This is a genomic window from Paraburkholderia dipogonis, from assembly GCF_042680985.1.
GTDB lineage: Bacteria > Pseudomonadota > Gammaproteobacteria > Burkholderiales > Burkholderiaceae > Paraburkholderia > Paraburkholderia phytofirmans.
Genome location: NZ_JBHUFR010000016.1, coordinates 682,157 through 694,722, shown reverse-complemented (window position 1 = coordinate 694,722; position 12,566 = coordinate 682,157). Strand labels below are relative to the sequence as shown.

General features: G+C 66.0%; 10 protein-coding genes and 1 pseudogene. 1 reads left to right on the top strand and 10 read right to left on the bottom strand.

Annotated elements, in window-relative coordinates:
- Positions 1-4 precede the first annotated feature (4 nt).
- Positions 5-802 (bottom strand): ProQ/FinO family protein, encoded by a 798-nt coding sequence (locus ACFSNN_RS23275; RefSeq protein WP_134455925.1) that lies wholly within the window; start codon positions 800-802, stop codon positions 5-7.
- Positions 803-978: 176 nt separating this feature from the next.
- Between ACFSNN_RS23275 and ACFSNN_RS23270 the strand changes: the two genes are divergently transcribed.
- Positions 979-1,902 carry a LysR family transcriptional regulator gene (locus tag ACFSNN_RS23270; protein ID WP_134455924.1) on the top strand — a complete coding sequence of 308 codons (924 nt, stop codon included), beginning with the start codon at positions 979-981 and terminating at the stop codon, positions 1,900-1,902.
- Here the strand turns inward: ACFSNN_RS23270 and ACFSNN_RS23265 are convergent.
- The 9 genes and pseudogenes from ACFSNN_RS23265 to ACFSNN_RS23225 all read right to left on the bottom strand — a co-directional run bounded on the left by ACFSNN_RS23265 (position 1,899) and on the right by ACFSNN_RS23225 (position 12,535).
- Complete coding sequence (locus ACFSNN_RS23265) at positions 1,899-3,275, bottom strand: MFS transporter (protein ID WP_134455923.1); 1,377 nt, start codon at positions 3,273-3,275, stop codon at positions 1,899-1,901. The genes ACFSNN_RS23270 and ACFSNN_RS23265 overlap by 4 nt on opposite strands.
- A 116-nt stretch (positions 3,276-3,391) precedes the next feature.
- A pseudogene (locus ACFSNN_RS23260) lies at positions 3,392-3,584 on the bottom strand (hypothetical protein); the annotation flags it as partial.
- Positions 3,585-3,638: 54 nt separating this feature from the next.
- Positions 3,639-4,445, bottom strand: coding sequence for an enoyl-CoA hydratase/isomerase family protein (locus ACFSNN_RS23255; protein ID WP_134455922.1), 807 nt, complete (start codon positions 4,443-4,445; stop codon positions 3,639-3,641).
- 3 nt (positions 4,446-4,448) lie between these two features.
- Positions 4,449-6,026: an AMP-binding protein gene (locus tag ACFSNN_RS23250; RefSeq protein WP_134455921.1), complete on the bottom strand. Its 1,578-nt coding sequence runs from the start codon at positions 6,024-6,026 to the stop codon at positions 4,449-4,451.
- A complete protein-coding gene (locus ACFSNN_RS23245; RefSeq protein WP_377688914.1) occupies positions 6,019-6,540 on the bottom strand; it encodes a (2Fe-2S)-binding protein in 522 nt (173 codons plus the stop codon). Before ACFSNN_RS23245 ends, ACFSNN_RS23250 begins: the two co-directional genes overlap by 8 nt.
- A 32-nt stretch (positions 6,541-6,572) precedes the next feature.
- The gene (locus ACFSNN_RS23240) at positions 6,573-7,394 is read right to left on the bottom strand and encodes an FAD binding domain-containing protein (RefSeq protein ID WP_134455919.1); all 822 of its coding nucleotides are present in this window, start codon (positions 7,392-7,394) and stop codon (positions 6,573-6,575) included.
- Positions 7,391-10,435, bottom strand: coding sequence for a xanthine dehydrogenase family protein molybdopterin-binding subunit (locus ACFSNN_RS23235; protein ID WP_134455918.1), 3,045 nt, complete (start codon positions 10,433-10,435; stop codon positions 7,391-7,393). The genes ACFSNN_RS23240 and ACFSNN_RS23235 overlap by 4 nt, the downstream gene beginning before the upstream one ends.
- Positions 10,432-11,058: a UbiX family flavin prenyltransferase gene (locus ACFSNN_RS23230; protein ID WP_134455917.1), complete on the bottom strand. Its 627-nt coding sequence runs from the start codon at positions 11,056-11,058 to the stop codon at positions 10,432-10,434. Before ACFSNN_RS23230 ends, ACFSNN_RS23235 begins: the two co-directional genes overlap by 4 nt.
- Positions 11,051-12,535, bottom strand: coding sequence for a UbiD family decarboxylase (locus ACFSNN_RS23225; protein WP_134455916.1), 1,485 nt, complete (start codon positions 12,533-12,535; stop codon positions 11,051-11,053). Before ACFSNN_RS23225 ends, ACFSNN_RS23230 begins: the two co-directional genes overlap by 8 nt.
- Between the last annotated feature and the right edge of the window lie 31 nt (positions 12,536-12,566).

Genomic DNA, 12,566 nt, shown 5'->3' with positions numbered 1-12,566 from the left:
CGGCCTACGCCTTGCCCGCTTCGCCATCCTGCGAAGCCGTGGCGGTTTCGGCCGGCGCATTCGCCGTTTCGGCGGTGGTTTGCGCGGCGGCTTCAGCGTTCGGCTGCGCGGCTGTCTCGGCGGAGACTTGCGTGACTACCTCAGCCGCCGCTTGCGCGCTGGCCTCGCCGGTCGCGTTCGCGCCTGCATCCACGTTTGCATCCGCGCTTGCATTCGCCGCACCGGCTGCCGCCTTCGCCGCACCCTTGCCCGCGCGATGCGCCTGCAGACGCTGCGCACCGGCGGCTTCCTGTGCCGTGACCTTACCGGCCTCGGCGCCCGTCAGATCGACGCGCGCCGCGCCTTCCACCAGAGATTTCCAGTAGCGGCTGCCACGGCACCACGTCTTGATCGCGTCGCGCAGTTCGGCTTCGCTCAGCGACAGATCCTTGGCATGCACCACGAGGTCTTCGAAAATACCGACCTTGAGCGGCAGCTTGGGCGCCGGATTCTTGGGGAAGGCAATGGGGAAGCGCTTCTGCAGCCGCCCGATCGACTTCACCACCGGGTCCACCGGCTTCGCCTCCACCGCCGGTTTGGCGTCGGCTGCGGCTGCGGGCGTGGCACGGCGCGGCGGCGCGGGCTTGCGGGCAGGCCTCGCGCCCGGCTTGGCCGCATCCTTGGCAACGGGCCTGGGAACGTCCTTGGCCGGCTTGGATGCGTCCTTCGAAGCAGGCTTGGCGCCGGACTTCGCGGCAGGCGCAGCCTCGCGGCGAGCCGCGGCCAATTGCTTCTTCAGTTCAGCGAGTTGTTCGAAACCCATAGCGCACAATCGATCGAGAAAGACGAGATTGTAGCAGCGTAAAGAAACACGTTCGTGACGACGCCGCGCGGGCCCGCACGCAGGCTCGCCCGTCGGCCCGGCGCGGTGCGTTTAAACTCGGTGTTTGCGGCGCTTTCCGCCATCTTTTCCCCTTCCCGCCTCCGCACGCTGGCTTCATGGACCTCAAGCAAATCCAGTATTTCATCGCGCTTTTCGAAGACGGCTCCGTCACGCGCGCGGCGAAACGGCTCAATATCGTCCAACCCGCGCTCAGCATGCAGATTTCGAAGCTCGAAACCGAATTGCGCCAGAAACTCTTTGAACGCGGCCCGCACGGCATGACGCCGACCGACGCGGCGCGCCAGATGTATCGCCTGTACACGCCGATCATGCGCGATATCGAGCGGGCTCGCGACCAGTTGAGCCGGCAGGACGCGATCGTGACGGGGCGCGTGTCGCTCGGCATGGTGTCCTCGGAGGCGGAAAGCGTGCTGCCGGAGTCGCTCGCCAGGTTCAACGCGATGTTCCCGCAGGTCGAAGTGTCGGTCGCCGACGGATTCAGCGCGCAGCTGATCGACGCGGTCGAAGCGGGCCGGCTGGATGCGGCCATCATCAACAAGCCGCGCGGGCGCCTCACGCTCGACATGGTGCCGCTGGTCGACGAGGAAATGGTGCTGGTGACCAGTGCCGCGCTAGGCCCCGAGCTGCCGCCGGCGGTCGATTCCGCGCAACTCGGCGGCATCGAACTGGTGCTGCCGACCCGCCGCAACGGCCTGCGCGGCGCGCTGGACGCGGCGCTGCTGGCCGCCGACGTGGTCATCAAACCGAAGTTCGAGATCGATCTGCTGAACACCATCGTGCAGTTCGTCGAACAGAGCAGCGTCGCGACGATCCTGCCGCGCGTGGTGGTTCAGGGCAAGGTCGACGAAGGCGTGCTGTGCGCGCGCACCATCACGTCGCCGCCGATCGTGCGGCACATCATCCGCGTGAGCCATCCGAAGCGGCCGATCGGGCCCGCGGCGCACGCGCTGATCGAGATCATCGGCGAGGAGATCCGGCGCGTGACGACGGGCGTGCCCGCCGACCCTTCCGCAAACTAAACCGGCTCGCGCACCGCGCCCTGCTCCAGCCGGCCGCGCGTTTCCGGCACCACAAACGCGCCGATCAGGAAAATCACGCTGATCGCCCCGACGAAGATCGCCAGCGTCATCGGCAACTCGCTCGCGTCTTTCGCCACCAGCGAGACGGCGGTCGGCATCATTCCGCCGATCGCAAAGCCGATGTTCCATGAGAGCCCGGTGCCGGTCGCGCGGATCGCGGTCGGGAAGCGTTCGTTCAGGAAAATCAGGATCGGCGCATAGCCCGCGCTGCCGAGCGCGCTGAGAATCACCGCGTAGACGCCGATCATGGTGATGCTCTGCGCGGTGGGCAGCAGCAGGAACAGCGCGGGCAACGCGAACAGGCGAATCAGGCCGAGCCAGACGAAAGCGCTCTTGCGCCCGATGAAGGTGCTCAGATGCCCCGCCGCCACGGACGCGATCACCACCGCCACGCTGCAGATCAGCAGGATCGCCGCCGCGGCGCCATTCGGGGCGTGGCTGACCACCTTGAGGAAGGTGGGCAGATAGCCCGAGGTCAGGTAATAGCCGCTACCGCCGCCGATGGTCAGCAGCAGGTTGACGAACAGAATCGAGCGATAGTCGCGGGAAAACAGCGTGCGCACCGGCGAGCGCACGATTTCGACCGGCGTGTCGAGCTTCTGCGCGGCGGCCTTGGCGGCTTTTTCGGCGGCGAGCTTTTTCCACAGCGGCGACTCTTCGAGACTGCTGAAGACGAACAGGCCGAGCACCGAGCTGATGATGCCGGTGAAGAACATGCAGCGCCAGCCCCAGACATCGAACGCCGCGCCGGGGAATAGCGCCGACATCGCCAGATACGTGAGCGAGGCGAGCAGCGCGCCGAGCCCCGCGCCTCCGCCGCCGATCAGCCCCGACACCGCGCCGCGATATTTTGGCGCGACCGATTCGGTGCCGATGGTATGCGTCGACGCCACCACCCCGCCCACGAACACGCCCTGCACGAGCCGCAGCACGAGGAACAGGATCGGCGCGACGAGCCCCACCTGCGCGACGGTCGGCAGCAAACCGAAGCCGGCCGTCGAGATGCCCACGCCGACCACGGCGATGATCATCGCGCCCTTGCGTCCATGCCGGTCCGCGTACGAGCCGAACCATGCCGAACCCAGCGGGCGCATCAGCAACGTCACGGCAAACGACGCATACACCGCCGCGAGCGAGAGCATCGCGTGCTCGGACGGAAAGAACAGCCGCCCGACCACCGGCGCGACGAACAGCAACACGAACAGATCGAACAGATCCAGTGCCCAGCCGAGGCACGAGGCCATTACCGCACCCATCACTTGCCGCTGGTCAACCGCGGGCAAGGCGGCGCCATTTTGCGCTGCTACCGACATCGTCATCTCCTTGACTATCTGCGGGTCGTCTCTCGATCGTCCCCGTTTTAAGGCACGTTCTCTTGCGCGTGCTCTTGGTGGTGTTAAGAAACCTTATGGCGAAGCCGCGGTGAGCCGTCGAGATTGGAAAACGTGCCGGGAAAATAGCCGTCGCCGAATTCAGCGTTCTGATCCTGCAAGGCCGCGATTGGCCCACTACACGTTGATGCTCGACCCGCCGCCCATCACCCGGCCCTGCTCGTAGACACGAGGCGCGGCGTTGCGCGTGGTGCTTGCCTTCAGCTCCGGCCAGATGCATTCCGATCGGCAAGGTGTGTGCCGCCTGCATTCGTTATGTCGCTTCGCTCTTGCCCGGCGTTCGCCTCAACTGCCGCGAAACACCGGCTTGCGCTTACCGTGAAACGCCTCGACGCCTTCGCGGAAATCATCGGAGGTGCGCAAACGGCTGTAGCAGTGTCCTTCGAGTTCGATCGCGATCGACAGCGGCGCGTCCTCGGTATCGTTGAGCAGCTTCTTCGCGGTGCGTTGCGCGAGCGGCGAGAACGCGCGCAATTCATCCACCAGCGCGTCGGTCGTCGCTTCGAGTTCGGAGTCGGCCACGCATTCGACCGCGATGCCCCATTCATAAGCCTGCTTGCCCGGAATGCGGCGCGAGCGCATCACGATGTCCTTGGTGCGGCCGATGCCGACCATCTGCTGCAAACGGGCCGAGCCGCCCGAACCCGGAATCTGCCCGAGCTTCTGTTCCGGCAGCGCGTAGAACGTGGTGTCGGTGGCAATGCGGAAATCGCACGCGAGCGACAGTTCGAAGCCCACGCCAAAACAGAAGCCGCGATTGGCGGCGATCACCGGCTTCGAGCAACGCGCGGGCGCGGCGATGTTCCAGGCGAGCTTCGACACGGTTTCCGGCGATGCTTCGAGAAAGCCCTTGATGTCGCCGCCGCTCGAAAAATGTTCGCCCTTGCCGCGCACCACGATCACGCGCACGCGCGGGTCTTCGTCGAGCGCCTCGAAGGCGGCGCGCAGTTGATCGCGCGCGTGCATCGAAATCACGTTCAGCGGCGGCCGGTGCAGGATGATGTCGGCCCGCTCGCGTTGCGCGTCGATCTCGATGGAAAAGCCGTCGAGGTCCTGCAGCAGGCTCTGGCCGCGGTGGGTCAAATCGGTCATGAGTTACTCCTTGGTGGTTTCGGTATGAGGTGCAATGGCTTCGCCGTGGGTGTCGCGCTGATACTCGCCGGCGGACAGCTTGCGGCGCAGAATCTTGCCGACCGGCGACTTGGGTATGTCGTCGACGAACACGTATTCGCGTGGACGCTTGAAGTTCACGAGGTCGGAGGTGCGGCAGTGCGCGTCGAGCGCGTCGGCGTCGACGTACGTGCGGCGTTTGACGAAGGCGACCACGCGCTGGCCCCAGCGCTCGTCCTTCACGCCGGCCACCGCAACCTCGTCGACCGCGGGATGCAGCGACAGCACCGACTCGATATCGACCGGCGAAATGTTCTCGCCGCCGCTGATGATCATGTCGTCGACGCGGCCCGACACGTACAGATCGCCTTCGGCGTCGAAGAAACCGGTGTCGCCCGTGAAGTACCAGCCGTCGCGCAACGATTTGGCGTTCGCGTCGGGACGGTTCCAGTAGCCTTCGAAGGCTTCGTCGCCGAGCAGGTCGGCGATGATCTGGCCTTCCTCGCCCACTTTCGCCAGGTCTTCGGGCGTATGGGCGTCGAGCCTGACCACGCGCAAGCGCGTATTGATACCCGCGCGTCCCGCGCTGCCCGGCTTTCGTGTGGCATCCTGATCGATACTGAAGGTGTAGACCTCGGACGAGCCATAGTGATTGACGAACAGGTCCGGTTCGAACGCCGCCGAGAGGCGCTTGAGCAAACCATCGTTCATCGGCGCGCCGGCGAACCCGAGCTTCTTCACGGTAAACGTATCCGTCGCGGTGAAAGCCGCATCGGCCAGCAGATCGTGATACAGCGTCGGCACCAGATAGAGGCAGGTGAGCTTGTGCCGCGCGATCGCATCGAGTGCGAAGCGCGCATTCCAGCGGCGCACGCAGACGAACAGGCCGTCCACCAGCGCCATCGAGAGCAGCGAGCGCACGCCCATGGTGTGATAAAGCGGCATCACGCCGAGTGTGCGTTCGCCGTGGCCGTACAGATTCTGCGCGACATGCGCGAGCGCGGCGGCGCGTTCATGCCGATGACGGCGCGGCACGCCTTTCGCCTTGCCGGTGGTGCCCGAGGTGTAGAGAATCAGCGAGTAGTCGTCGGCATTCGCGCAGGTGTGCCCGGCGTTCAGCGCGTCCGGCGTGCTCTGGGCCATCAGCGTTTCGAAGCTTGCGGTGCGGCCTTGCACGTCGTCGAGACCGATACGCGGCAGACGTTGCGCTGCCGGACTCTGCGCGACGGCATCGGCACACACCGGTTCGTACACGATGGCTTTCACGCCGGCGTCGGTCACGCAGTAGTCGAGTTCATCGGGCTTCGCGCGCCAGTTCAGCGGCACGATCACCACGCCCGCGAACTGGCAGGCCCAATGCAATGTTGCCATTTCCCAGCGGTTTTGCAGCACCACCAGCAAGCGGTCGCCATGTGCGAGACCCAGACCGCGCAGACCTTCGGCCACCTTCACGATGAGGCGGTGCCACTGCGCGTACGTCAGCGTCAGTTCACCGTCGACGAGAGCGAGCGCATTAGGGCTGCGTTCCACGCTCTGTAAAAAAGTTCGGCCGAGGTCAAGCATGAGCGGCCTCCACGGTTTCACTCGCCGTGTTGCCTTGCCGGCGCCGTGCCGCCACGTCGAGCACCGCGGCGACGATCGGCGTATAGCCCGTACAGCGGCACAGATGGCCCGAGAGCATGTCGCGCACTTGCGCTTCGCTCGGATCGGGCACGCGCCGCAGATAGTCCGCGCACGACATCAGTATCCCGGCCGTGCAGAAGCCGCACTGCAACGCGTGATGGCGCTGGAACGCCTGCTGCAGATCGCCGAGTTGCATGTCGGGCGAGAGTCCCTCCACGGTGTCGATGCGGCGGCCATCGGCCTGCACCGCCAGCATCAGGCACGAGCGTCCCGCCACGCCGTCCACGTGCACCGTGCACGCCCCGCACACGCCGTGCTCGCAGCCGACGTGCGTGCCGGTCGCGCCCAATTCGTGACGGATGAAATCCGACAGCAGCTCGCGCGGCTCGCAATAACCGCTGCGTTCGCGGCCGTTGAGCGTCAGCGTGACGCATTGCCGTTCGCCCTGCCGCATCACGTGCACGACGTTGCCGTTCGATGTGTTGCTCACTTCGCCTCCTCGATCACGCGCCATCCCAGTTGCCGGACCAGATGCCGGCGGTACGCCGCGCTGATATGCGCGTCGTCCTGCGCGCCCAGCTTCCAGCTCAAATCGTTCAATGCGCCGCGCAGGTCCTCGTCACGCAGACGCGGCCATTGCTCGACCACCGGCCGGTCCGCGACGCCGCCCACCGCGAGGCGGATCGAATCGCTCGTCACGACGGCCGCGCAGGCGACCATCGCGAAGTCGCCGTGGCGCGCGGAGAATTCCGTGAAGCCGTAGCGTTCGCCTGGCCGCTTGAGCGGAAAACGCACGGCTTCGACGAGTTCGTCCGGCTCGCGCGCGGTCATCAACATGCCTTGAAAAAACTCGCTGGCCGGCAGCACGCGGTGTTTCTTTTTCGAGCGCAGCAGCACGTCGCCGCCGAGCGCGGCCAGCACCAGCGGCAGTTCCGCGCTCGGGTCGGCATGCGCCACCGAGCCGCACACCGTGCCGCGATTGCGGATCTGGAAGTGCGAGATGTGCGGGAACGCCATCGCCAGTAACGGCACTTCGTCGCGCAGCGTTTCGCGCCACTCGACGCTGCCTTGCGTCGCCGCCGCGCCGACTGTCAGCAAGCCGGCCTTGTGATCGGCGCGCACCGAGTTCAACTCGTCGGTGCGCGAGATATCGATCAGCATGCGCGGCTGCGCGAGCCGCATGTTCAGCACCGCCATCAACGATTGACCGCCGGCCAGCACGCGGGCGTCCTCGCCGCTGTGCGCGAGCGCGTCGAGCGCATGCTGCGTCGTCATGGCGCGCAGATAATCGAACGGCGCGGGTTTCATGCCTGTCTCCTGAAACGGGCCAGGAGGCGCGAGAGCCACGAGCCGCCGGTGTGAACCGGCTTGCCCGCTGCCTGCCGTCCGAGCGATTCGAACAGTTGCCGCAACACGACCTTGGCCGCGCCTTCGAGCATGCGTCCGCCGACTGCCGCGACCTTGCCCGACACCTGGGCTTCGTAATCGTAGGAAAGACGCGTACCGGTTTCGATCGGCGTCAGTTCGACGAGTCCGCTGCCGCGTGCGCTGCCGAGCGACGACATGCCCGCGCCCGCCAAACGCAACCGATGCGGCGCGTCGATTTCCGAGAGGCCGATCTTCGCTTCGAAGCGCGCCTTGATCATGCCGACGCCGACCGTCACGTCCGCGCGATACTGGTTCGTGCCTTCGGCTTCGAGCGCGTGGCAGCCGGGAATCACCTTGGCGAGCGCATTCGGATCGAGCAGCACGGCAAAAATCGCTTCCGGCGACGCCGGCAGGTCGACGCTGCCTTGCGCGGTGAGCGCCTTGCCGCTACCCGGCGTCGCCGGTTTGGCGGCGGGCGCTTCACGGAACTCAGGACGCGACGGCTCCGGATCGTCGATGCCGATCAGCGCCATCACCTTCGAAGGCGTCAGCGGCAAGCGGATATCGTCCACGCCAAGCGCATCCGCCACCGCATTCGCGATGCACGGCGGCGTGCTCATGTTGTTGCCTTCGCCGAGGCCCTTCGCGCCGAGCGGCGTGAACGGCGACGGCGTTTCCAGATGCACGATCACCGGATCGGGCACTTCGCAGGTGGTCGGCATCAGATAGTCCGCAAGCGTGCCCGACTGGAAGCTGCCGTCCGGGCCGTAACGAAACTCCTCCATCAACGCCGCGCCGAGTCCTTGCGCGAACGCGCCGCGAATCTGCCCGTCGGCAAGCGCGGGGTTCAGCAGCGTGCCGGCGTCGTGCGCGGTGACGTAGCGGTCGATCCGTACGCGGCCGGTGCCGCGATCCACTTCGACGCCGCACATGTCGAAAGCAAATCCGTAGGCCGCCGACGTGTTGACACGATCGTTCTCATCCGGCGGGGCCATGTTCGGCGGATTCCAGAACACGGTCTCGCGCAGGCCGGGCTCTTCGCCTTCGGGCAACAGCGCGGGCGCCCAATGCGGCGCATTGGCGGCGACGCGGCCAAATGGCTGCGCGCGATCCTCGGCGCCCTTTGCAAAAATGCGGCCTTCTTCGAAGCGGATATCGTCGGGCGCGCAGCCCATCTGCTTCGACACGATGCGCGCGATCTTGTCGCGCACGCGCACGACCGCGAGATGCACCGTGCCCGCCACCGCGCCGGCAAAGCGGCTGGAATAATTACCCGCCGCCACCGACCACGCGTCCTTGTGCGTATCGAATTCGACATTGACAACGACATCTTGCGGCGATACGCCGAGCACGTCCGCGACCACTTGCGCGCACACCGTCATGTGTCCCTGGCCCGCGGGCGTCGATGCAATCGTCACCACTACGCCACCGAGCAAATCGACGCTCACGGTCGCGCTGGCGATCGCGCCGCTCTTCGGCCCGGCTTTCTTGCGCGCCTCGGCGGGCATCACGGTCGTGATGTAGCCCATGTTCGACACCGACGGTTCGACGATCGCCGCAAAGCCGATTCCGTACAGCCGCCCTTCCTTGCGTGCCGCGTCGCGCCGCGCGCGCAGTTCGTCGTAACCGCCTTCGGCCAGCGCGCGGCGCAGCGCTTCCTGATAGTTGCCCGAGTCGAGCAGCGCGCCGGCTGCGGCGCGATAGGGGAACGCATCGGCGGCGACGAAATTGCGGCGGTACACGTCGAGCACATCGAGTTTCAGTTCGAGCGCGATGCGCTGCATCAGCCGTTCGAGCGCGAAGTACACCTGCGGACCGCCGAAGCCGCGCACCAGACCCGTCGGCGTCTTGTTGGTCAGCACGACGCGGTTGCGCACGAGCAGGTTATCGATCGCATACGCGCCGGTCAGGCAGCCATGCATGCGATAGAACGTGGCCGGTTCCGGCGCGCGCAGATAGCCGCCGCAATCTTCGAGTTGATCGTAGGAGAGCGCGGTGATGCGGCCGTCGCTTTCCACGGCGGCTTCGAGCGTCGAGAGGCGCGCAGTCGCGGAGGTCGCCGCGCTCAGATGTTCGAGCCGGTCCTCGACCCATTTCACCGGAGCGCCCGCCTTGCGCGAGGCGAGGCACATCAGCACGACGTACGGAAACACCGCCTGCTTCACGCCGAAGCTGCCGCCCGAATCGCGCGGCGCCTTGTGACGCAGACGGTTGGCGGGCACGTTGAGCGCCATCGCCATCACCGCGTGCAGCGAGAACGGTCCCATGAAATTCGACGTGACGTCGTAGCCTTCGTCGCCTGCCAGATACTCCGCGATCACCACGCCGCATTCGATCGGCGCGCAGGTGTTGCGAGGATAATGCGCGACCAGTTTCACGCGATGCGGCGCCTTCTCGAACGCGGCTTCCGGCTCGCCGTAGCGGAAGTGCCGGTCGCTGATCACGTTGCTGCCCACTTTTTCGTGCAAGACCGGCGACTCGTCGCTCGCCGCCTGCTCGATCGATGTGACCGGATCGAGCGTCGCGTACTCGACCTTGAGCAGATCGAGACCGTCTTCGGCTATCGCGCGCGATTGCGCCAGCACCACCGCCACCGGTTCGCCGACATAGCGCACGCGGTCCATCGCGAGCGCCCACTGTTCCATCGGCGATTTCACGCCGACCACGAACGGCCTGGACCATGCGCGCAGGTCGTCGCGTGTCAGGATCGCGCGGACACCGGGCAGTTTCGACGCGGCATCGGTGTCGATCGACACCAGTTCCGCATGCGCGTGCGGCGAGCGCAGTATGGCGGCGTGCAGCGTGCCCGGACGAACGCCGATGTCGTCGCCGTAACGGCCGCGGCCGGTGAGAATCGCGGGATCCTCCAGACGCTCCATCGGACGGCCGAGATGCCGTTGCGGGCGATTTTCCAACGCTGCCTCAGCGGGGCGTTCATGCGTCGCCGCGTCGCCTGGGTGAAGCAAGTCGCGCTGATTCATTCGTCCGCTCCCGAGCGGCGCTGCGTGAATTCGTCAGCGAGCCCGCTCCAGCGCTGCGCGATCTCGCGATGCTCGATCGCGAACAGATCGAGAATGCGCCCTACCGTGTGATCGACCACGTCCTCGATCGTCTTGGGATGCGCGTAGAAGGCAGGCACCGGCGGCATCACGATCCCGCCCATCTCCGTTACGGAGGTCATGTTGCGCAGATGCGCGAGATTGAGCGGCGTTTCGCGCGCGACCAGCACGATGCGGCGGCGCTCCTTGAGCATGACATCGGCGGCGCGGGCAAGCAGGTTGTCGGCGAAACCGTTGGCCACGCCGGCGAGCGTCTTCATCGAGCACGGCGCGATCACCATGCCCGCCGTGATGAACGAACCGCTCGCCACCGCCGCGCCGATGTCGCGCACGTTGTAGACAACATCCGCAAGACGCTCCAGATCGCTGCGCGTCATGCCGAGTTCCTGCGCCGCCGTGAGCACGCCGGAGGCCGATACGATCAGATGTGTCTCGTGCGTGCCGAGGCGGCGCAAGGCCGCCAGCAGACGCACGCCGATCACCGCGCCGCTCGCGCCGGAAATGCCGACGACGATGCGCTGAGGCTTGTGCGCGTGCTCAGCCATGCGCGCCACCCAGATAGCTGTCGAACGCGGTGTTGTCGGCGGCGACGAGTTCGTCGAGATTGACCGTGTCCTGGCCCGGAATGCGCACCCGCGTGAACACGTGCGACGCATACACCACCGGCCGGGTGGCGTCGAGTCCCATCTTCGCGCTCACGCCCTGCAAATGCGGCGGCGCGTCTTCCGGCTGACCGACGGTGGTGGACGGATCGAGCGGCGAACCTTGCGCGCCTTCGATCACGACCAGATCGCGATCGGCCTGGAAGCGCGTGGCGATAGCCCATTCGATTTCGGCGGGATCGTGCACGTCCACATCGGTGTCGACCACGACTACCTGCTTGATGTCGTAGTGCGCGCCGAACGCGCACAGAATCACGTTCTTCGCTTCGCCTTCGCGCTTCTTCTCGAACTGCACCCACAAGTGATAGCGGCACACGCCGCCCACGGAGAGATGCACGTCCTTTACGTTAGGATGACTACGTTGCAGATGCGCGAGCAGAGTCGCCTCGCGCGGAATCGCGCCAAGCAGCAGATGCTCCATTTCCGCTGGCACGATCGTATGAAAGATCGGCTTCTCGCGATGCGTCACCACGGTGACTTCGATCACTTCACGCGCTTCCTGCGCGCTGTAGTACTTGGGGAATTCGCCGAACGGGCCTTCCAGTTCGCGCACGTTGGGCAGAATGCGCCCTTCGATCACGATCTCGGCGAAGGCGGGTACATGCACGCCGTTGCTCACGCATTTGACCACCGGCAGCGGCGCACCATGCAGCGCGCCGGCGATTTCCAGTTCGTCCGAATCGATTGGGGAAATGGCTTGCGAGGCGAGCATCGTCAGCGGATCGACGCCGATCGCGATAGCGACGTCGAGCGCATCGCCCGCCTCTTCCGCAGCTTTCTGAAACGCATACAAGTGGCGCGGCAGCAGCAGGATCGCCATGCGGTCGGGCCCATGCACCTGAATGCGGTTGATCGACACGTTCTGCACGCCGGTACGCGGATTGCGCGCGATCACGAGACCCGCGGTGATGTACGGCCCGTTGTCGTGTTCACTGTGAGTGGGAATCGGCAGCAGCTTGTGAAGATCGATGCCGCCGGTATGCACGACCTGCTGGCAGGCGGCTTCGGCGCGTGAAATTTCCTGCGAGGGAATCGGCTGATCGGCCGCGTCGCGAAAACGCGTCAGCAGATCGGCCTCGGCCACGCCCATCGCTTCGGCGATCCAGGCGCGGCGCGACATGAAACCGCTGACCACCGGCACGTCGTGTCCGCCCGGTTTGGTGAAGAACGCGGCTTGCGTGCCGTCGAGGCGCCTGGCAATCGCGGCAAGTTCGTGTTCGAGCGCCGCCGGTTGGTCGATGGTGGCCACGCGGTCCGTGCGGGCCAGATGCGCCAGCCAGTCACGCAGCGTGAGCGCGCCGGACGGGCGGCCCCACGTCAGTTGGAAGTTACCGTGCGATACGGCATCGCGAGTATTCATCTACGTCTCCATCCGTGCCCCGGCTTCATGT

What these genes read in the sequence shown, in the direction of transcription:
- ACFSNN_RS23240 (WP_134455919.1), bottom strand. Translation starts at nt 7,394, where the DNA reads ATGAAACCCGCGCCGTTCGATTATCTGCGCGCCATGACGACGCAGCAT.
- ACFSNN_RS23265 (WP_134455923.1), bottom strand. Translation starts at nt 3,275, where the DNA reads ATGTCGGTAGCAGCGCAAAATGGCGCCGCCTTGCCCGCGGTTGACCAG.
- ACFSNN_RS23270 (WP_134455924.1), top strand. Translation starts at nt 979, where the DNA reads ATGGACCTCAAGCAAATCCAGTATTTCATCGCGCTTTTCGAAGACGGC.
- ACFSNN_RS23230 (WP_134455917.1), bottom strand. Translation starts at nt 11,058, where the DNA reads ATGGCTGAGCACGCGCACAAGCCTCAGCGCATCGTCGTCGGCATTTCC.
- ACFSNN_RS23255 (WP_134455922.1), bottom strand. Translation starts at nt 4,445, where the DNA reads ATGACCGATTTGACCCACCGCGGCCAGAGCCTGCTGCAGGACCTCGAC.
- ACFSNN_RS23225 (WP_134455916.1), bottom strand. Translation starts at nt 12,535, where the DNA reads ATGAATACTCGCGATGCCGTATCGCACGGTAACTTCCAACTGACGTGG.
- ACFSNN_RS23235 (WP_134455918.1), bottom strand. Translation starts at nt 10,435, where the DNA reads ATGAATCAGCGCGACTTGCTTCACCCAGGCGACGCGGCGACGCATGAA.
- ACFSNN_RS23275 (WP_134455925.1), bottom strand. Translation starts at nt 802, where the DNA reads ATGGGTTTCGAACAACTCGCTGAACTGAAGAAGCAATTGGCCGCGGCT.
- ACFSNN_RS23245 (WP_377688914.1), bottom strand. Translation starts at nt 6,540, where the DNA reads ATGCGGCAGGGCGAACGGCAATGCGTCACGCTGACGCTCAACGGCCGC.
- ACFSNN_RS23250 (WP_134455921.1), bottom strand. Translation starts at nt 6,026, where the DNA reads ATGCTTGACCTCGGCCGAACTTTTTTACAGAGCGTGGAACGCAGCCCT.